Annotated in this window: 20 protein-coding genes; 10 read left to right on the top strand and 10 right to left on the bottom strand. The window is 57.2% G+C overall.

Features of this window, described 5'->3' with window-relative positions; genetic code table 11:
* Window positions 1-158 precede the first annotated feature (158 nt).
* A complete protein-coding gene (locus ACGK9W_RS11665; protein WP_008172339.1) occupies window positions 159-278 on the top strand; it encodes a DUF2860 family protein in 120 nt (39 codons plus the stop codon).
* 32 nt (window positions 279-310) lie between these two features.
* Here the strand turns inward: ACGK9W_RS11665 and ACGK9W_RS11670 are convergent, their stop codons facing one another.
* Together ACGK9W_RS11670 and ACGK9W_RS11675 are read right to left on the bottom strand one after the other, a co-directional pair.
* On the bottom strand, window positions 311-1360 hold the full coding sequence (locus ACGK9W_RS11670; RefSeq protein WP_008172341.1) for a mechanosensitive ion channel family protein: 1050 nt from the start codon (window positions 1358-1360) through the stop codon (window positions 311-313).
* Between the two features lie 76 nt (window positions 1361-1436).
* Window positions 1437-2993 carry a BCCT family transporter gene (locus tag ACGK9W_RS11675; protein ID WP_008172343.1) on the bottom strand — a complete coding sequence of 519 codons (1557 nt, stop codon included), beginning with the start codon at window positions 2991-2993 and terminating at the stop codon, window positions 1437-1439.
* Window positions 2994-3080: 87 nt separating this feature from the next.
* Here ACGK9W_RS11675 and ACGK9W_RS11680 point away from each other — a divergent pair, with 87 nt between their 5' ends.
* From ACGK9W_RS11680 to ACGK9W_RS11690, 3 genes are all read left to right on the top strand, one after another.
* On the top strand, window positions 3081-3596 hold the full coding sequence (locus ACGK9W_RS11680) for an MFS transporter (protein ID WP_008172345.1): 516 nt from the start codon (window positions 3081-3083) through the stop codon (window positions 3594-3596).
* A gap of 67 nt (window positions 3597-3663) precedes the next feature.
* Complete coding sequence (gene ovoA / locus ACGK9W_RS11685) at window positions 3664-4728, top strand: 5-histidylcysteine sulfoxide synthase (RefSeq protein WP_199185495.1); 1065 nt, start codon at window positions 3664-3666, stop codon at window positions 4726-4728.
* Window positions 4689-5444, top strand: coding sequence for a putative 4-mercaptohistidine N1-methyltransferase (locus ACGK9W_RS11690; RefSeq protein WP_202945858.1), 756 nt, complete (start codon window positions 4689-4691; stop codon window positions 5442-5444). Before ovoA ends, ACGK9W_RS11690 begins: the two co-directional genes overlap by 40 nt.
* 43 nt (window positions 5445-5487) lie before the next feature.
* On the opposite strand, the gene ACGK9W_RS11695 is transcribed toward ACGK9W_RS11690, so the two are convergent.
* Complete coding sequence (locus ACGK9W_RS11695) at window positions 5488-6138, bottom strand: dimethylsulfonioproprionate lyase family protein (RefSeq protein WP_008172346.1); 651 nt, start codon at window positions 6136-6138, stop codon at window positions 5488-5490.
* 112 nt (window positions 6139-6250) lie between these two features.
* Window positions 6251-6508 (bottom strand): hypothetical protein, encoded by a 258-nt coding sequence (locus ACGK9W_RS11700; protein ID WP_008172348.1) that lies wholly within the window; start codon window positions 6506-6508, stop codon window positions 6251-6253.
* A gap of 261 nt (window positions 6509-6769) precedes the next feature.
* On the opposite strand from ACGK9W_RS11700, the gene ACGK9W_RS11705 reads away from it, so the two are divergent.
* Window positions 6770-7486 carry a DNA-3-methyladenine glycosylase gene (locus ACGK9W_RS11705; protein WP_008172349.1) on the top strand — a complete coding sequence of 239 codons (717 nt, stop codon included), beginning with the start codon at window positions 6770-6772 and terminating at the stop codon, window positions 7484-7486.
* Between the two features lie 72 nt (window positions 7487-7558).
* On the opposite strand, the gene ACGK9W_RS11710 is transcribed toward ACGK9W_RS11705, so the two are convergent.
* Window positions 7559-8425: a DMT family transporter gene (locus ACGK9W_RS11710; RefSeq protein ID WP_008172352.1), complete on the bottom strand. Its 867-nt coding sequence runs from the start codon at window positions 8423-8425 to the stop codon at window positions 7559-7561.
* Between the two features lie 201 nt (window positions 8426-8626).
* Between ACGK9W_RS11710 and ACGK9W_RS11715 the strand changes: the two genes are divergently transcribed.
* Together ACGK9W_RS11715 and ACGK9W_RS11720 are read left to right on the top strand one after the other, a co-directional pair.
* Window positions 8627-9286, top strand: a complete 660-nt coding sequence (locus ACGK9W_RS11715; RefSeq protein ID WP_008172354.1) for a hypothetical protein — start codon at window positions 8627-8629, stop codon at window positions 9284-9286.
* Between the two features lie 114 nt (window positions 9287-9400).
* Window positions 9401-9934: a Tfp pilus assembly protein FimT/FimU gene (locus ACGK9W_RS11720; protein WP_008172356.1), complete on the top strand. Its 534-nt coding sequence runs from the start codon at window positions 9401-9403 to the stop codon at window positions 9932-9934.
* Window positions 9935-9968: 34 nt separating this feature from the next.
* Here the strand turns inward: ACGK9W_RS11720 and ACGK9W_RS11725 are convergent, their stop codons facing one another.
* Complete coding sequence (locus ACGK9W_RS11725) at window positions 9969-10382, bottom strand: hypothetical protein (protein WP_008172358.1); 414 nt, start codon at window positions 10380-10382, stop codon at window positions 9969-9971.
* A 125-nt stretch (window positions 10383-10507) separates the two neighbouring features.
* Here ACGK9W_RS11725 and ACGK9W_RS11730 point away from each other — a divergent pair, with 125 nt between their 5' ends.
* Entirely contained in the window at window positions 10508-11077 is a 570-nt protein-coding gene (locus ACGK9W_RS11730; RefSeq protein ID WP_008172359.1) for an NnrU family protein, read from the top strand.
* Between the two features lie 20 nt (window positions 11078-11097).
* Here the strand turns inward: ACGK9W_RS11730 and ACGK9W_RS11735 are convergent, their stop codons facing one another.
* The 3 genes from ACGK9W_RS11735 to ACGK9W_RS11745 all read right to left on the bottom strand — a co-directional run bounded on the left by ACGK9W_RS11735 (window position 11098) and on the right by ACGK9W_RS11745 (window position 13826).
* Window positions 11098-12063 carry a putative zinc-binding metallopeptidase gene (locus ACGK9W_RS11735; protein WP_008172360.1) on the bottom strand — a complete coding sequence of 322 codons (966 nt, stop codon included), beginning with the start codon at window positions 12061-12063 and terminating at the stop codon, window positions 11098-11100.
* 115 nt (window positions 12064-12178) lie between these two features.
* A complete protein-coding gene (locus tag ACGK9W_RS11740; protein WP_092033325.1) occupies window positions 12179-12805 on the bottom strand; it encodes an NAD(P)H-dependent oxidoreductase in 627 nt (208 codons plus the stop codon).
* Between the two features lie 124 nt (window positions 12806-12929).
* Window positions 12930-13826, bottom strand: coding sequence for a LysR family transcriptional regulator (locus tag ACGK9W_RS11745; RefSeq protein WP_092033328.1), 897 nt, complete (start codon window positions 13824-13826; stop codon window positions 12930-12932).
* Window positions 13827-13949: 123 nt separating this feature from the next.
* On the opposite strand from ACGK9W_RS11745, the gene ACGK9W_RS11750 reads away from it, so the two are divergent.
* Together ACGK9W_RS11750 and ACGK9W_RS11755 are read left to right on the top strand one after the other, a co-directional pair.
* The gene (locus tag ACGK9W_RS11750; protein WP_092033330.1) at window positions 13950-14867 is read left to right on the top strand and encodes a DMT family transporter; all 918 of its coding nucleotides are present in this window, start codon (window positions 13950-13952) and stop codon (window positions 14865-14867) included.
* Window positions 14868-14988: 121 nt separating this feature from the next.
* Window positions 14989-18264, top strand: a complete 3276-nt coding sequence (locus ACGK9W_RS11755) for a carboxyl transferase domain-containing protein (protein ID WP_405416914.1) — start codon at window positions 14989-14991, stop codon at window positions 18262-18264.
* A gap of 9 nt (window positions 18265-18273) precedes the next feature.
* On the opposite strand, the gene ACGK9W_RS11760 is transcribed toward ACGK9W_RS11755, so the two are convergent.
* Window positions 18274-19974 (bottom strand): BamA/TamA family outer membrane protein, encoded by a 1701-nt coding sequence (locus ACGK9W_RS11760; protein WP_405416916.1) that lies wholly within the window; start codon window positions 19972-19974, stop codon window positions 18274-18276.
* Window positions 19975-20019: the final 45 nt, after the last annotated feature.

Below are 20019 nucleotides of genomic sequence, written 5' to 3' on the forward strand. Positions count from 1 at the left end.
CCTCCGCAAAAGGGATTCAGTGGTGAAGTCTCGCTAAATGCGGGGATCATCTCTTCAACGTCCAACTTTAACGTCGATGGCAGCGCCAGCACGTTGTTCAATAAAAGCGTTCTGATGATGAGCTCAGCCTGCTTGCAGCTTACGAGTACCCGCAATTCATGGGCTGGAAGGACTGGTCGTTTATTTCTTTTGCCGGCTTTGGCGACACCCAATCCAACCTGACCTTCTACGATGAATCCTCGTACCTGTTTGCGGTGGGGCTAAATTATAAGTTCTGATCTCGCCTGGCCTTCAAGCGCTCAACCAAGGCTCAGTTTTCAACCACTCGGGCTCGAAGCCTGGGTAGCTGAGCCGGGTAGTGTTCCTGAATGAAGGTTACCATGCCCTCCCGGATCGCACATCTGAGGTCCCAGTTCTTGCTGGAATTGGCGGCGCTCATCAAAAAACGCACCTGAATGGCCTGATCACTGGAATCGGTCACCTGCACCGAGGAAAATTCGCCATCCCAGAGCCCCGATTCATTGAGCAAACGAGTGAACTCCTGCCTGAGCGGTTCAACCGGCATGGTGTAGTCCACCCAGATAAAAACTGTTCCCAGCAACTCTGCGGTATTCCTGGACCAGTTCTGGAACGGGTTCTCGATAAACCATTGCAGTGGCACTACAAGGCGACGCAGATCCCAGACCCGCAAAACCACATAGGTGGCTGTCACTTCCTCTACCCAGCACCACTCGCCCTGCACATACAGCACGTCGTCTATACGGAAAGGTTGGGTCAGAGCGATCTGCATACCGGCCAGCAGGTTGCTCAACACAGGACGGGCCGCGAACCCGAGAATAAGGCCGCCGACACCCGCGGAGGCAAGAAGGCTGGCGCCCATGTGCTGAACCGATTCAAAGGTCATCAGGGCAGCGCCCAGGCCGATGATCACGATGAGAATATTAAGTGCGCGGACCAGGAATCGGGTCTGGGTCTCGACCTTGCGCGCCCGCTTCCAATGCCCTTCCAGCACTGGATTGAGCGCGACAATGACCTCGCCAATGGCCGATGTCAGTCGAACGGCCGCCCAGGTGATGGCAAGGATGAGTAGAAGGGTGGTGATTTGCTGAATCGCCGCCATCAACGGGAGATCCGGTGGTGCGGCCGCCAGCGAACCTGCAAGGGTGAGCAGACAGAAAACAACACCGAGCGCCCGGGCAGCCGCATCGAGGAACAGGCGAATGACCGTCCTGGACCCTGAAAAATGCCGAAAGACTGCCAGAGCCAGTCGGTACACGACATAGGTCGCAGCAACTGCGAGAATCGCCGTAAAACCCGGCCACAACCATGCCTTGAAACCGGCTTCAAACGATTCCAGCATCTGCCCTCCCCGAGCTTTCAATCAGAAAAGTGGGCAGGCGAACACATCCCTGTATTCCGCTCAGCCCCGTAAAAGCCTAGACCAGCCCTTGCTCCCGTGCCATCGCCATGGCAGCTTTCGGTCCGGTCCAGAGCGAGGGGAGGATAACCAGTGAAACCGGAATCGCTGTCAGCACGATGAACTGCTGGAGTACGCCAATCTGGCCGGCGCCCATATACAGAAGAATGGCCGCCATCAATGCCATGGCACCGCCCCAGAACACACGGATCCAAGGGCTTGGTTCGTCGTGGCCAGCTCCGACCATAGCAATCGAATAGCTCATGGAGTCGCCGGTGGTGGCAACGAAAATGGTTGTCAGCAACAGAATCGCCGCCGCCATCCAGGTGCCGCCGGGCAAAGCCTGAGCCACGGTCAGTGTGGCGACATCAAAGCGAAAGTTGTTCAGAGCTTCAGTCAGGTCGAAAGTACCGGCTAGCTGGTGATAGATACCGGAGCCACCGAGCAGGGTGAACCAGATGGTGGTCGCGATGGGGGCCAATACGGCCACCGCCAGAACCATTTCACGAACTGTCCGGCCCCGGGAGATTCTGGCAACAAACACTGCCATCAACGGCGTATAACCAATGAACCAGGCAAAGAAAAACACCGTCCACCATTTCATCCACCAGGCCGGTGCCGTTTCTGCGGTCATGGTTGCCATGGCAAAGAACGAGGTGACGTATTCACCCATCGACTGGGTGTAGGTATTCGCCAGGAACAGCGTGGGGCCGAAGACAAAGATAACCCCGGCAATAACCAACGCCAATATCACGTTGAAACGGCTCAGCAACTGAATGCCCTTATGCAGACCGGTCATGGCAGAAGTCATGTACACCCCGGCCAGAACCACCAGAACGCTCAGCTGGGTACCGTAGCCGTCTGGCACTCCGAACAGCTCATGCAACCCAAAGCTCATCTGGGTGGCGAGAAAACCGATGGGCCCGACGGTGCCGGCCACCACGGCAATCACACAGAAGGCATCGATGACACCACCGAGGCGCCCCTGAATGACTTTCTCACCGAATACCGGGTACAACAGCGTTCTTGGTTGCAAAGGTTTGCCCTGTCCGTAGTGGGCCCGCGTCAGGACCAGGGCTGTCAGGGAGCCGAGCACGGCCCATGCCAGGAATCCCCAGTGCGTGAACGACTGGGCCATGGCGGGAGCGACCGCTGCGGCGGAGCCAGCTTCGGTATTAAAAGCCGGAGGCGTAACAACAAAGTGGTAAACCGGTTCACCAGCGGCAAAAAACACCCCGCCTCCGGCCAACAAGGTACACATGATCATCGACAGCCACCGGAAACGGCCGATTTCTGGTCGATCCAGTCCGCCTATCCGAGCGGCGCCGGCCCGGCTCAGGGCTGTTCCAATGGCGATGAAGAATGTGAGTAGCAGCAGTAACTGGAAAAAGGAGCCCAGATAGGTGGCGGTCCACGCAAACCCGCTACCGATGAGTTCCGCCACGTAGCTACTGTCGAATATTGAGGCCCCTACGAACAGAAGTATGAAGCCGATAGTGAGCACCAGAACAACGGGATCGCTGTCTGTCAGCGGCCCACTTCTGGCTCGCGGGAGAGATTCGGATTGCACGGTCATAAGGTCTGCCTCTGGAAGAAAAAGCCGCGCAGGCTGCAGGAAGTGAGCGGTTCATGCACGGGGATTTCTGAAAATACGCATGCTCCGATGAAAACCGCCGCCCGGCTGTTCGGCCTCATTGGGCTGATCATGTTCATAGCGCCCGCTGCAGCACCCTCGCTGGGGTCACTCATGTTGGCGCTTGGCGAGTGGCAGTGGATACTTCTCATGCTGGCGGGCTATGCCGCGTTTCTTGTCCTGACGCTGCAGGTTGCGCTTTTCCCGAAGCTCCAGCCTCGAATCCCGACCACCACACCGATTCGGTCCCTGGTGACCAACTACCTGCTGGTGCTCAGACATAAAACCACCATGCGTTTTATCGGCATTCAGGTTCTGTGTTTCAGCACCATGCTGTTGCTCATCACCCATTCCTCGTTCATCTACCAGGAATGGTCTGGCCTCTCCAACAGCACGTTTGCCATTCTATTCGCCGCCAACATTGCGTTCATGGCTGCCCTGAACCTGATCAACCGTCCGTTACTACGGCGATTCTCCTCGGTGCAGCTGGTGCGCGCCCCGGACAGTCGCCCTGGCGAAAAAAGAAGCTGGCGTGTAACACTTTGACCACAGGGAAGCTCTAAACGGTTTGCAGGGAGAATTGAACCATCCCTGACCATCGAAACGTATGCATGTGGGTAAAAAAACAAAGGACGTGTTCGACAATGACAGTGCCAATACCGGAAACCGCCTTCTCATCCAGAGCGGCGTGCCGCACGACAGGTTTGCTGAGGACGCCGGATACTTCCAGAAGTCGATCCCTCTGAGACACCCCCTCATTTTCTACCTTGGCCACACCGCACCATTCTTCGTTAACAAGCTGGTTCTGGCCAAGCTGCTACCCGAGCGCATCGATCCGCGCATGGAGTCGATTTTTGCAGTGGGTGTCGATGAGATGAGTTGGGACGATCTGGACGAGGACCATTACGACTGGCCTACCGTCGCCGAAGTCATGGATTACCGGGCCAAAGTCCGGGCCACCGTTCTCGAGTTGATCGAAACACTGCCGCTCAGCCTGCCAATCAATTGGGAGAGCCCCTGGTGGCCCATCGTCATGGGCGTCGAGCACGAGCGTATCCATCTGGAGACCTCGTCTGTACTGATCCGCCAGCATGATCTGGCAATGGTCCGCCCGCAGCCGGAAGGGGCCCCGATTCGTGAAACCGGTGAAGCGCCGGAAAACGAGCTGATCACCGTGCCAGCCGGCACAGTTTCAATCGGCAAACCCTACGATGACGCCTACTACGGCTGTGACAATGAATACGGCGAGCATGAAGCCGAGGTCGATGAGTTCAGGGCCAGTCAGTATCTGGTCAGCAATCAGGAATTCCTGGCGTTTGTTGAAGCTGGCGGTTACCAGGAAGACCGGTTCTGGAGTGAAGAAGGTTGCGCCTGGCGCCAATTCGCCAAGGCCAGGCATCCAACGTTCTGGCGCTGGCAGAATGGGTGGCACCTGCGACTGATGACCGAGGAAGTGGAGATGCCGTGGGACTGGCCGGTGGAAGTCAATTACCACGAAGCAAAAGCCTTTTGCGAGTGGAAACGGGAGGAAACCGGTATCAAAGAGGTGGACAACGACCCTGCCAACGCCAACCTGCACCTGGACCATGGAGCATCTTCCTGCCCGGCTTCCGCTACATCGACTCGGAAAGCGAAGCGGTGCAACCCAATGCCTACTACGAAAGCGACCGGTTGCTGACTGAATACGCGGAGCTCCACTTCGGTGACACCTGGTTTGGCGTGGAAAACTTTCCGAAGGCCCTGGCGGATCTGGCCCTGGGTGCCATGAATGGCAAGCCCACCGGCAAAGCAGTGGATCTGGGCTGCGCCTGTGGCCGGTCCAGTTTCGAGCTGGCAAGGCGCTTTGACCAGGTGGAAGGCGTCGATTTCTCAGCCAACTTTATCAGGCTGGGCGTGGAAATGGCCGAGCAAGGCTCCATTCGCTATGCACTTGCAGAGGAAGGCGAACTGGTCAGCTATCACACCCGAACGCTCAAAGAACTTGGCCTCGAGGAATGTTCTGAGAACGTGAGCTTCTACCAGGGGGATGCCTGTAACCTGAAACCGCAGTACTCGGGCTACGACCTTGTTCTGGCGGCCAACCTTATTGATCGCCTCTACCGCCCAAGGCGTTTTCTGGACAGCATTCACGAGCGAATCAACGACGGTGGGCTGTTGGTTATTGCTTCACCCTACACCTGGCTGGAGGAACACACGCCGAAGGAAGAGTGGATTGGCGGTTTCAAAAAGGATGGTGAGAACCACACCACGCTGGATGGCCTGAAAGAGCACCTCTCACAGCATTTCAGGCTAGTCAGTCAGCCGAGAAAGGTGCCTTTCGTTATCCGCGAAACCCAGCACAAGTTCCAGCATACCCTGTCGGAAGTAACTATCTGGGAGCGGTTGCCGCGCTGATCAGCGCGGTAATCTCTCCTCTGAAAGGGCTGAACCAGGTCGTTTAACTCTTGCGTCCCGCAAAGCTCATTCTCTGGTTCGCGAGCTTTTCAGGTGTCCCCGTCCAGGCGTAGGCCAGGAGCGTAGGCTCAAAGTCCCCGGTGGTCATACGGTGGGCTTTTTCCGGCGGGTTGAAGAACAGGGAGCCCGGCGTAAATACGCTGTAGTTGCTGTCAGAGACCGAACCACTCAAACAGATGTACGACTCGCTGATGCCGTCGTGACTGTGTTCCGGGTAGGTACATTTTGGGCCGAATAGCACCAGGCCCAGTATGACGTTTTTGCTGAGCACAGGTCCGTTCGGGCCCATCAGCTCAGCGTACGCGTATTTACGGGCCAGGCTTTTATGCATCCTTTCATAGCCATAGCGCCACGTAAGCTGGCCAGAGACTCGCGTCAGGACTCTAACAACTGGTGCGGTCCGCTCACTCAATCCCTGGTCCAGAGCCCGCCCGAGCCATGCGCATACTGGAAGCTGCACAGGTTGGTCAAACTCAACAACAGGATTGGACTCAAGTTCAGCGTTAAGTCGATTTCGGACATCTTTGAGATGCGAACGAATGACCGGGTTTCCACCCGCAGAACCAAATCTATAGAGGTGCCAGTACTCCCGAAACACATATTGCCAATCCACATGATCTGAGAGTCTGGCCATATCCGCTCTTCTCCTGCGCGTATCCGGAAGTTCGGGATTCAGGATAGGTGATTTTGTGTTTCACAAACAATGCCGCGCCCCGGAGGCCGCGGCAAAAACGGCTTCAACCAGATTACTGAACCTGCTCGAAGTAACCCTTCAGCCGATCCTTATTCGTGGCGGCAGCAGCGGTCAGCTTGTCCACCGCGGCTTTGGCAGCGTCGTAGTTGACCGGGTCGCCGGGCTCAGCCTTCACAAATCCTGGCTCAAAGACCATTGCGCCGTCAGCGCCAGAGTTTTTCATTTCAACGACATGCTCTGCTGCCATAACCACGCCGGACGCAAGGGTCAGTGCAACTGCGGCTAAACCATTCTTGAAAGTTAATTTCATAGTAACTTCACCTCATTGGTCGGACCTTAAAAGCACTAGGAATTACGCACCCCACTCACATCAGGATTGTTTTCGGAGCTACGGGCATATCCCTATGGGAATGACGGTCGTGTTTCGCCGACTGACAGGCCTGAGAACCAAAGACGGTCTGTGTCGTACACACTTTTATGATGTTTACAGACCTCGTAGGCGTCGTCTCCAAAGCAGCAGTCCAGTTTGCTCGACTGATCTGATAATCCCCATAGAGCCGAACAGGGTTTTATGCAACAAAAGACGATCACTGACGAAACCTTGAAAATGGGCGTTGACGTCCTCGCTGAGAAAGATCCCGATCTTTACGAGGTGCGAGCCCGACTGGGATACCCTCCAATCTGGACTCGCGAACCGGGGTTTGCATCATTGATCCACATCATCCTTGAACAACAGGTCTCGCTCAAAGCCGCAGCTACGATGTTCCAGCGGCTAGCGTCCCACCTTGGATCGGTAACCCCGGAACTGGTCCAGAGGGCTGGCGAGCCTGAGCTAAGACGAGTCGGGCTTACCCGACAGAAATCCAGGTATTGTGTCGAGCTGGCCAACCGCATAACCGACGGCAAACTCGACCTCGCGCAAGTCGAAAAGCTTGACGATGTGCAGGGCCGAAGCCACCTTTTAGAAGTACCCGGTTTGGGGCCCTGGACCGTCGACATCTATTACATGATGGCGCTACGACGGCCGGATGTCTGGCCCCAAGGCGACCTGGCACTGGCATCCGCAATACAGGACATCAAAAATCTGGATGCCCGACCGACAAAAGAAGAGCAACTGGCCTTTGCCGAACAGTGGGCGCCCTGGCGAGCACTGCCCGATGTGCGCGGCTGCACACGGCTGGGTTGGCCTTGGGCGAATCGTCTATGCAAGCTCGTCAGAGCAGCTTTCAGCCTGGCTGGACGAACTGCACGTGGCGCCACCACCCGTGGCAACCCTTCCGATCAATGAGGTTGTTCCGGGCGTTCCCACTGAGGGTCCCTTCCCCGCTCTTGCTGACGCCCTGAGAGAGCTTCACGAGCGCTACGCTTTGGCCGATCGGAACAAAACATAATTGCCCAGCAGCGCCAGCGAAGCGCCCAGTACCGCCGTTGTTGTCCATTCAAAGCCCTCGAGCCAGGTCGAAACGCTCAGGGCAACCACGGGGAAAAGTACCGTCGCGTAGCCTGCTTTGTCGGCGCCGAGCGTCTGAATCACCGTGATGTAGCAATAGAACGCGATGATTGAGCCGGGAACGGCCAGAAAGACGGTTGCGCCCCAGAAAGTCGCTGAGGTCGGGACTACCCACTCAACACCAAGCAACAGGCACCAGATGCCAAGAATCACCGCGCCGTAAACCATGGCCCAGGCATTGGCCAGTAACAGCGGCACCTGAGACATCCGCACCTTGATGCTTACCAGGTTACCCATGGAAAACCAGAAGGTGCCGCCAATGGCGAAAAGAATGCTGGTGGCTGTGGCATTCCCCAGTTGCAGATCGTGCCAGAACAGCAGTGCCACACCTGTGATCCCCAGAGAGATCGCCGGATAAAGCCGGGCGGTAGGCCGGAGCCGTAACCAGAGCCAGCCATTCAAAGCGTTAAACAGAGCGGCCAGCGAAAACACCACCGCCAGCAGACCGCTTGTCATCGATTCTGCAGCACGATAAATCAGCAGAAAGTTCAGGCTGTACAGGGTTGCCCCCTGCAGCACCAGCCAACCGTGCTGTTTCAGGGTCAACTTCTCCAGCCTGCGCACCATGGCAAGAACCACCAGTGTCACGACAGAAGCCATAAAGAATCGGTAAAACACGGATATGTCGACCGGCGCCGCTTCAACCTGCAGACGAATCGCTGTCCAGGTGAGACCCCAGATCAGTACCGTCAAACCATAGTGAACAGAGATGGGCATGCCAGTGGGGTCCTGTAGCTATCGGGAACAATGGTTGATCGGGGGTCAGAGTAGAACCAGGACAGCACCAAAACTTGTCAGATCCTGCTGAACCATGGATGATTCTTGAGGCGGCCTCTCGTCCAGACTGATCCTACATCCCTATACCAACGCCGTACAACTCATGCAAAAGTGCCGTTTAACCACTCACTTGGGAGACCTATGCGCATTCGCGTAACGCACCAAAGGTTTACCATTGCTCTGCAATTGATACTGCTTGGTGAAGCGCTCTTTGCAGTATGGGGCCAACGATGGTTCACCGCATTTCTGACGGCCATGATTATCGCCATCACCTTCTTCCCGTTGCTGTTTGAGCGCCGCTTCAGAATCCACATTCCGCCGGAGTTGCAACTGGCCGCCATAGGGTTTGTGTTTGCTTCCCTGTTTCTCGGAGAGATCCGTGATTACTACACGCGGTTCTGGTGGTGGGATATGGCGCTCCATACCATGTCGGGGTTCCTGCTGGGTATTCTCGGCTTTCTCCTGGTGCACATAATGAACGAGACTGAAAAGATTCACGTGCACATGAAACCCGGCTTTGTTGCATTTTTCGCATTCATGTTTGCACTTGGCGTGGGCGCACTATGGGAAATTTTCGAGTTCACCATGGATTCCCTGTTTGGCATGAACATGCAAAAGCCCATGCTTGGTGATCCTTCCGGGCTGACGGATACCATGTGGGACCTGATCGTCGATGCGACCGGGGCACTGGTCATTTCCGTATTAGGCTGGCGCTATCTTAAGAACCCTGACAAACGCTCCTTTCTGGAGCGCTGGATTGATTCTTTTATTGAACGAAATCCGAGGTTTTTCAAACGCTAATGATTCGAAGGAAGCTACATGCAGGTCTGATGGCCCCGTCAGAGAAGGCATGGCTTCATGCCCTGCCAAATGGGATAATGCCTGCAATTTCAAATCCGCCGAACGAAGTCATTCATGTTTCTATCGTATAAGAGCATCCCAGATTCACACGGATTCACCCTGATAGAGCTGGTTCTCGTCATTCTGATACTTGCGGTATTGGCTGCGTTTGCGCTCCCCCGCTTCTCGGACCTCTCCACCGATGCCCGCCTGGCCGCATTGGACTCATTGGCAGGCACGATGCAAAGCACCATCGGAATTGTAAGAAGCAAGGCCTATGCTCAGGGTCTGTCACCTGCAGCAACCAATCCTGGCGGAAATCAGCAGACTGGCTACGTAATAGAAACTGAAGCGGGCCGTTCAGAGGTGGACTGGCGCAACCTTTGCCCTGAAAGCCGAGCCGAGGCTGCGGATTCGCTAACAATGCTGGATTACATCTCGGTGGACGCCAACGATTCCTCGCTCGAAACTTTCGTCAACAACCAGTACACCCGCGCAGGATTCTCCGTGCCTTCAGGATCGGCCCCAGGTCTTCCGGGTTGCTATGTCGAGTACGATTCCTTCGGCGACCCGGAATGCACGGTGACCCAGATAACTTCGGAATGCTGACACCTATCCTGGCGGAAGGTCGTTGTGATATGGCCTACTTTACCAAAACGGACCGGGGCACCAGACACTCCATGGCCGTGAGCGAAACGTCCCGGAATACCGCCTCTGAGGCAACAACGCTCGGGAATCGATCGTAAAGCATCCGCCGACACGTGGAGGTTCGTGCCTCGGCTTTTTTGACGCAATCAGCATGGGCTCTGGTTTCACTGCCCTCGCCAGTGGCGTCTGAGCAGAAGTCCGGAATCTGGGTAAAAATCCAGTCAACTGCAGCACTCAATTCAACCGGATTGGCCCGCAAATTGGTCAGGCGGCTTGCATCGATGGGATCGGGTTGGTCGCGGGTCTGCTCCCAGAGAACAAACAGCAGGGCAGCAGATACCAGTACAACAGTAACCTTGGGAAACTTCATGGGCGCCTTTTCAATCCGGTGAATCAGATCGCCGATCATAAACGCTCAGGCATCTGCTGTCCCGGTTTCCTATACTAATCAGGATTTCACACAAAAGGGCTTTCGACGCAAAGCGCCCTGCCAATCAGGCAACCCTGTCACTTAAGCCAAAAGGAGTTTTGCAAATGACCACACTGATTGTCGGTCTGGTACTGTTTCTCGGCGTGCACTCGCTTTCCATAATTAACGAGCCGCTGCGTAACCGGCTGAACGCGTCCATGGGCGAGGGAGCCTTCAAAGGACTCTATTCCGTGGTGTCCCTTGTAGGCCTGGTTCTGATCGTCTGGGGATACGGCGCCGCCCGGATGGATCCCACCGTGATCTACGTGCCTCCCGGCTGGCTCAAGCATGTGTCCTTCCTGCTTCTGGTACCTGTATTCCCGTTGCTCTTCGCCACTTACTTCCCGGGGAAAATCAAGGAAAAACTGGGGCACCCCATGCTGGCTGCCGTCAAACTCTGGGCTCTTGCGCACCTTCTCGCAAACGGGATGCTCCACGATATTCTGCTGTTCGGCGCCTTCCTGGCCTGGGCCGTGGCCGACCGGATCTCCATGAAGCGCAGAACCCAACGGGCCATTCCAACGCTGCCAGCCACCAAAGCCAATGACATCATCGCCGTCATTGGTGGCCTTGCGGTGTACGTGATCATGGTGGTCTGGGCCCACCAGTGGCTATTTGGCGTAGCGCCGGTCTGAACGACCGGCGCTCAAACGGATTAAAGGCCCTGGGCTCCGCGGCGCAACCAGTCATGCACGAACGCAAGCTTGCGTTGCGCCGTTTCCGAGAGCACAAACGGATAAAGGTCAGACAGCCCCATGGAACGGTTCACGTGGTTAACCCGAATGGCCAGCGACGCTGCGACATTTATCAGCATTGCCGTGTCTGGCTCTGAGTAAGGGTCCCAACCCTGCCTCGGCACCTCGGGCGATGTCAGTCCGGCTGATACAAGACTGTCAGTGATGTCTGTCAGGTGCAGCAGGTGTGCAGCCGTCTCGGCCCAGTCTTCGTGAGGGTGTGCCGAGGCGTAGCTGGTCAGGTAGAAAAGCCTCCAGTCTTCCGGCGGACCGTTATGGTAATGATGCTCAAGCGCTGTCGGATAATCAGCGCGTTCATCACCAAACATCTCCCGGAACGCATCCAGAAAGTCCTCACGCAAACTCAGGCGCCACCAGAGCATATGAGCGATTTCATGGCGCATGTGGCCGACCATGGTTCGATAGGGTTCGTCCAGGGCCTGCCTCCGGGTGGCACGAACCACTGGATCCGCTTCTGCAACACTGATCGTTACCACACCATTGGCGTGCCCCATGGCAACCGGGGTCAGGCCTTCCGCCAACATGTGGAAAACCGGGCGCGTGCCCGGATCCTCAGGGCGAAACCAGTGCCAACGGCCGAGGTTGTCCAGCACCCAGCGCTTGGAGGCTTCTGTCTCGGCCCAATTGGGCATGGCGTTAGGAATATTGGGGTCGGGCGCCAGAGCAGTCATCGCGCAGGAACGACAGAATGCCCCCTGTTCAGGCGCAATCCAGTTGCAGCCGATGATGTCCCGGTTCGCGCAAAAGGGCGGCATCGGAACGAAAGACCTGGCCTGTGGATCGTACGCGACCGGTGTGCCCTGTGCCGTGGTGAGATTGTCAAACCACAGATTTCCGGAACCAACCGGGTTGGAAAAAACCTTCATAGAGCTGGTGCTCCTCTTGAACGGCAGTAAGCTCGAAAATGTGTTGCCGTTCTTCCGAACCTATACCCTATAGACAAGGAACACCAGCCAGACCACCAAATCGACCGGGTATCACTTACACGCTGATCACCATATCGCCGTAATCAAAGCGCACTTTCGGTAAGCCGGAGGTTCGGTCACGGGCACTACGGTAACCCAAAGCAACGATGGCAGTAGTCTCAAGGCCCAGTTTTGCCAGTCCAAGTACGTCATCGTAGGCTTGGTGATCGAAACCGGTCATCGGGCAGCTATCTACTCGCATTGAAGCTGCAGCAGTGAGCAGGGTCCCCAGGGCAATATAGGCCTGCTGGTGCGCCCACACCCGTTTTTCTTCTCGGGATTTGGCTGCAAGCGCCTCTTTCATGTGCGCCACATAGCCGGAGATATCTTGGGCAGGTACGTCGCGGGTTTTCACAAACTGCGTGACATACCTGTCGACCGTGTGGTCACCAATATCCGTTTGCGCCGCAAAAACGATCAAGTGAGAGCAGTCCAACACTTTCTGTTGGCCAAAAGAGTAGGCCAGCAAATCCTGTCGAACCGACTTGCTTTCGACGACCAGAATTTTATAGGGCTGCAGTCCATAAGAAGAGGCGCTCTTGCGAGCCGCATCAACCAGTGTTTCCACCGTATGGGCACCAAGCTTCTCGGGCGAAAATTCACGGACGGCGTAACGCCAGTCCAGGGCTTCGTGAATGTTCATAGAGTTGTCTCCTTCGCGTTGAGGTAGCAACTCTATGGAACTTCTGGACCCTGAAAAACGGCCAGAATAGAACTACATAGTTTCCAGAATGGAAAGAGCCAGGAGAAAAGCCCCGGAACCAGCGCTATTCCCAGTAGGGTTTCTCTCCAAGATACCGGTCCAGATGGTCAAGCAGCAGCCGAACCTTTGTGGGTTGATTGCGCCCCGGTGGAAACAGGGCAAACACACTGTAGGGTTTGGGCGGAAAGTCTGGCAGCAGAGGGACCAGTGCGCCTTTTTCAATGTCTTCATGGACGAGGAATCGGGGCACCAAACCAACGCCGGCTCCCCTCAAAAGACTCTGGCGGATCGCCAGGCTACTGTCCGTTCGATAGTTACCGCTGACCAACACCTCCTGACCACCGAGCTCCCAGACCCTTGGTCGGTCGTGGAGGCTGAACGTCAAACAGTTGTGTTGGGCCAGATCCGACGGGGCTTTAATCTCTGGCACACGCTCCAGATACCCCGGTGACGCGCAAACGATGTTTCTGGACTTTCTGAGTGGTCTGGCCAGAAGACTCGAGTCGGCCAGGGAGCTGCGAACCCGAATAGCGATATCGACGCCCTGCTCCACCAGATCCACCATTCGATCACTGAGCTGTAGGTCGATGTCAATTTCAGGGTAGGCGCGGAGGAAGCTGTCGATGGCCTCTGTTATATGGGTCAAGCCGAACGACATGGGGACGTTCAGCCTTATCGTGCCTCGCGGCTCCGCCTGGAACCCTCTTGCCTCCAGCTCTGCGTCTTCCAACTCATCCAGCAAGGCCTGTGTGCGTTTCAGAAAAGCGAGCCCCGCATCGGTCAGGCTCATGCGGCGAGTGGTCCGATTGATCAGCCTCGTGTCGAGATCCCGCTCGAGGAAGGCAATGTGTTTGCTGACTGTTGCCGCTGTGATCTCAAGATCATCCGCAGCCCGGGTAAAGCTGCCCAACTCTGCGACGCGCCTGAAGATTGTCATTGCGACGAGCTTGTCAGTGGCCAATGAAGCCTCCGGATTGTTTCTGAATTGGAAGCAGTATTGTTCGGCCAAGCCCAATTATCAACTCAATCGATTGCTGCAAACTGACTACCGGTGACCCCCATTTACAAACCGGAGCACTCAGTGATGATAACCACAGCGCAGCGTTCAATTATTCCCCCCCAGTCCGTAGTTTGGGGCCTACTACTGGCCAATGGATTCCTGATCGCACTCATGCTGGCGCTGGCAAAAGCAGCCACATCCCAAGGCATGCCAGCCATCACCTATGCCTTCTGGCAAACACTCATTGCAGGCGCCGTTCTGCTGGTGTGTGCGGGGAAAGGCCGTTCTCTGCTGGAGCCACGTCTGGGCCGCTATTTTCTCATCAGCGGCTTGACTGGTATCGCGATCCCGAATGCCATCGGGTTTTATCTGGTCACGAAACTGGGAGCCGGCTTCACCGGGATCATGTACGCCCTGCCCCCCATATTCACGTTCCTGCTAGCGGCCGGTCTGGGGCTGGAAAAACGCAGCTGGATCAAACTGGCCGGGCTATCGATCGCGGTCGTCGCGTGCGCCTGGATCGTGCTTCAGCGCCACTCGGAGATCAGCAGCCCGAACGCACTCTGGTTTGCCATGGGCCTGCTCATCCCGGCCATGCTGTCTATTGGTAATGTTTACCGGTCTGTGGCCTGGCCGTCCGGTGTAAAGCCCATGATCCTGGCATCAGGCACCTTGCTGGCGTCCGCAGGGACGCTTGGTCTGTTAGCGGGGCTGACGCGCACCTCCATTTTCCCGGAAACAACAGGGCTTCAACTGGTCAGCATCGTCGGTGTTCAGGGGCTTCTAACCGCATTGACCTACCTCTGCGCCTTTGAACTCCAGCGTCGATCCAACCCGGTTTTCTACAGTCAGCTCGGCGCAGTCGCCGCCATGTTCGGGTTACTGATTGGCGTAATCTGGTTCAACGAGCGCTACTCAGTTGGCATCTGGCTTGGCGCCCTCGTGGTTATCCTGGGGCTCCGGATAAGCAACAGAACGAGACCAACGAGCCCTGAAACCTGAGTCATCAAGCGCATTCATAACCAACCCTCAAACAAATTCATTTGCCTGATCCGGATGCCGTTTCTAGGATGGTGGCTTCTGTCGCCCAAAATAAAAATCACACCCCGGGGAACAAGGCACCATGACTTTTCGCTCCGTACTGATTGCCAATCGCGGCGAAATCGCGATCCGCATTGCCCGAGCCTGCAACGAAATGGGATTGCGGTCTGTGGCCGTCTTCTCTGAAGACGACGACGCCAGCCTGCATACCCGTATGGCCGATGAGGCGGTGGCTTTAACGGGCCATGGCGTAAAGGCTTACCTGGATGGAGCGCAACTGATAGAGGTCGCAAAGGCCCATGGCTGCGAGGCGATCCATCCTGGCTACGGATTCCTGGCGGAAAACGCCGGTTTTGCCCGCGCATGCGAACAGGCCGGGCTGATCTTTATTGGCCCTTCGCCCGACGTGTTGGAGGGGTTTGGTGACAAGTCGGCTGCCAGGGCCCTGGCAGAACGCTGCGAGGTTCCCCTGATAAAGGGAATCAACAGATCGGTGAGCCTCACCGAGGCCCGCGCCTTCCTGGACGAGCACGGTCCTCTGATGATCAAAGCGATTGCCGGTGGCGGCGGCCGCGGCATGCGGGCGGTTCACGCCGAAACAGAACTCGAGCAGGCCTTCCAGCGCTGCCAGTCCGAGGCTCAGGCAGCGTTCGGCAACGGCTCACTTTACGTTGAGCAGTTGATCGCTCGGGCAAGGCACATCGAAATCCAGATAGTCGGCGACGGTACCGGAGCCGTCAGTCACCTCTGGGAGCGCGACTGCAGCCTGCAACGGCGAAATCAGAAGCTGATCGAGATTGCACCGAGTCCTTTACTGGACGCCTCGATCCGGGATGACATGATCGACAGCGCCCTGAAACTGGCCGGCGCCGTTAACTACCGTGGTCTCGGCACCTTTGAGTTTCTGGTGGACGAGGACCACCCCGGCCGTTTCTATTTCATGGAAGCCAATCCCCGCATCCAGGTAGAGCACACCATCACCGAGGAGATTACCGGCGTTGATCTCGTTCAAACCCAGCTGCAATTGTTTGGCGGCCAAAGCCTCACTGATCTGGCTCTTGAGTCGCCACCCACCAAGCGGGGCTTCGCGATTCAGGCGCGAATCAACAGCGAAACACTCTACGCCGATGGTCATGCCACCGCCGCTACCGGCACATTGAGCACCTACGAGCCACCGTCTGGCCCGGGTTTACGGGTCGATGGCTACGGTTACGCCGGTTACACCATCAGTCCTTCGTTTGACTCCCTGCTCGCCAAGCTGGTTGCCCATGGCGGCGATTACCCTTCAACACTTCGGCGGCTTTATCGCGCCCTGTGCGAATTCCGGCTAACCGGTGTCAGCAGCAATATTGGTCTGCTGCAAAATCTGGTCCGCCATTCCGGCGTGGAAACCTGGGCTGTTACCACCCGCTTTGTCGAAGACAACCTGAAACACCTGATCCCGGAAGCGACCAAAACCGCTCACCCGCACCTGCACTTTGGCAACGCATCTGCCTCGGCGGTCGACGAAAGCCCGGGCGCCATCGCCGCACCGGCGGGCACCATCGGCATTGAGGCGCCCAGTTCAGGCACGGTTGTCAGTATCGATGTGACACCAGGAGATTCCGTCGCCATCGGCGACCCGGTGGCGGTGCTTGAAGCCATGAAAATGGAGTTTGTGGTCAAGGCAACCAACTCCGGCATCATCCACGCTATTGCCGCAGAACCAGGGACAACGGTGAACGACGGGCAGGCACTGGTCTACCTGGAACCAGCCGACGTCGAGGCCGGCGGCATTCAGAATGAAGAGACGGTTGATTTGGAGTACATCCGGGCCGATCTCGCCGAGGTTCTGGAGCGTCATGACCTGCTGACTGACCAGCGCCGACCGGAGGCGGTCGCAAAGCGGCGTAAAACTGCTCAGCGAACCGCTCGTGAGAACGTTGAAGACCTGCTCGACCCCGACAGCTTCAATGAATACGGAGCTCTTGCACTGGCGGCACAGCGACGCCGACGTTCGGCGGACAAGCTGGCTGAAATGAGCCCGGCGGATGGCCTGATTACCGCCATTGGCACCGTGAACGCGCCGGCATTTGGCCCCGAAGCCGGGCGTTGCGCCACCATGGCCTACGATTACACGGTGTTCGCAGCCACACAGGGGCTGACGAATCACCGCAAGGCAGACCGAATTCTCGCTCTGGCCGAGCAATGGCGAATCCCCCTGGTTCTATTCGCAGAAGGCGGTGGGGGTCGCCCATCCGACACCGACGCCAACGGCGTTTCGTTTCTGGACTGTCATACCTTTGTCGGCATGGCACGGCTCTCCGGCGTCGTGCCCACGCTCGGTATTGTGTCCGGCCGTTGCTATGCGGGCAACGCGGCACTGCTTGGCTGCTGCGACACCATCATTGCCACCAGAGACGCCAATCTGGGGATGGCGGGACCTGCCATGATCGAAGGCGGCGGGCTTGGGCGGTTCAGCCCGGAACAAGTGGGGCCGGTGTCCGTCATGGGGCCCAACGGTGTGATTGATGTCCTGGTCGAGGACGAAACTGAAGCGGTCAGTGTGGCGAAGAAATATTTGTCTTACTTTCAGGGCACGTTGGAAGGCTGGCAGTGCGACGATCAACGACGGCTACGCCACCTGATTCCGGAAAACCGCATGCGGGTCTACGATATCCGTCAGGTTATCGAAACCCTGGCCGATCAGGACAGTGTCCTGGAACTCCGCAGCCAATTTGCGCCAGGCCTGATCACGGCTCTGGTCCGTATTGAAGGTCGTCCCATGGGCCTGATCGCCAACAACCCGGCCCACCTGGGCGGAGCGGTCGATGCCAGCGCAGGTGACAAGGCTGCCCGCTTCATGCAGCTCTGTAATGCCCACAGCCTTCCGATCCTGTCACTGTGTGACACACCGGGCTTCATGGTGGGGCCTGACGCCGAAAAACAGGCCACCATTCGCCACATCTCGCGTATGTTCGTGGCGGCAGCCAAGCTCAGTGTGCCTTTCTTCACCGTGATTCTGCGTAAGGCGTACGGTCTTGGCGCCCAGGCCATGGCAGCGGGCAGCATGCTCACCCCCTTCTTCACGGCCGCCTGGCCCAGCGGTGAGTTCGGGCCCATGGGCTGGGAAGGCGCCGTGCGCCTGGGCTTTGCCAAAGAACTGGCCGCCCAGCCTGATGAGGAATCAAGGCAGAAGATGTTCGATACTCTGGTCGCCAAAGCCTATGAGCAAGGTAAGGCGCTCAACGTGGCCAGTTATCTGGAGATTGATGCGGTGATCGACCCGCAGGAAACGCGGGCGTGGTTGATACGCGGGCTCAGTTCCACTTCCGGCATTCAGTCTGGGGAAGGCGGGAAATTCGTCGATACCTGGTGAGCGGGGGCTCTAGAATTGGCTTCTGCCCCGCAACAGAACCTGAAAATCATCAATACTGTCGTCGCCATCCAGGGGAAAGGCGAAGTCGAGGTGCAGCATACGCTGCACCTCAATGCGGCTGGACGCCAGCCGCATGCCGAAGCCAACATCCTTCAGAACACCTTCGTCCGGCCCACTGTTCCGTTCGTCAGTGAACCAGGCCCGGCCGACGTCGGTGAAGATTACACCACCAACCCGAAACAGCTTGAACGGATGCCAGTCCGGGAAATAGCGCCGCTCCAGGGTCCATAGCAGCCTGCGGTCACCCTGCTGGTATTCGCTGGGATAGCCACGCAGGCCGTTCTCCCCGCCAATCAGCAGTTGCTGATCGGCTGTCAGATTGTGTGCTGCGGTGAACGCGAGATTGGTGTACCAGCTGTTCCAGCGCTCCGAGCCGCCATGGAAGTACTGAACGCTCACTGTGCCCAGCAGGTTTTCCACCCGATCTTCGTCGAGACGGTAGGTGCCGCTCTGGCTGAGGGAATAGCTGGCGTAGTTGGTCTCCGAGGCATGCAGCGCATCCTGGAAATCCATGTTGAGAACCACCCGATCTTCCGTGGCACCCAACCCGCTGCCCGAGTAGCCCAGCTCGGTCCGCCAAACGAAACCGTCCCGCACATCTTCCACCCGCTGGAGCCGGGTCAGGTTGGTCATTTCACGGAAACGGTTCTGGCGGTAATCAAAGCCAATCCAGGGGTAACTCAGGGTCCTGTCTTCCGGGAGAATGTCGAGATCGGGTTCGTTGGGCAAACGGTCGAACATGAGTGCATTGTAGCGGTAGCCGGCGAGCAGCCGCAGTTGCCGATCGTTCCTCTCGGCCAGGCGCTTGCCTCCATCGATACTGAAGAACTCCTGGCTGCGCCGATAATCGGCAATAGCCTCTGCGCCGACATAGCGGGATTCTTCCCTTACGTCATCGATGCCGCTCAACCCAAAACGCCAGTTGGTGGTCTCGCTGAAGAAAGGCCTCTCAAGGTAGGCGCCTCGGCCCCGGCCGTCGCTTCTCTCATCGAACGAGAACCCCGCCTGCCAATGCGAACCCAGTACGTTCGGGTCATCAAAATACAGACTGGTTTCGGTGCGGTCCGGGTCCTTCGCATAGCCGATGCCGAGGCTCTTGCCTGACCCGGCAAAATTGGGATCAGACAACCCGAAGTTGGTGGTATTTTCGCCCCCGGATCGGGATACCCCAACGCTCGGGAACAATGTCCAGGTATCCCTGGTAAGCACGCTTACCTCAACCTCGTTGCCACAAACCCGGGTTACGCCTACCCAGGCAGCGGTCAAATACTCACGCTGGCGCAGCACCCGCTCGGATTCGGAGATAAGCTCGGGCTTGAAGACATCTCCTTCTTCAAACACCAACTGGGCACGCAGGGCGGACTCCCAGGTAGGCGTGTTGAGCGCGTTCAGAGTTCGATAGAGCGCGTTGTCCTGCTCAGGGTCGGTGGTATCAAAGATGGGACGGCGAAGAACTCGGATGCTGGCGATGCGTGCATCCTCGGGAATCACCAGATCGCTCTGGCGGGCCAGCTGATCTCTCGGCTTGTCCAGATCAATGGCTTCCGGCTGGATACTGCTGGCAATACAATCGCCCTGGTCCGATTCGGCGGCCAGGCAGGATCCGGCAAAAACCATTCCCGAGACAACGAGCGTTTTCCTGGAAACCATACTGACCTCACGAGGCGCCCAGACAATAATTTAGCCCAGCGATGC

The organism is Marinobacter flavimaris, assembly GCF_045057155.1.
Taxonomy (GTDB): Bacteria; Pseudomonadota; Gammaproteobacteria; order Pseudomonadales; family Oleiphilaceae; genus Marinobacter; species Marinobacter manganoxydans.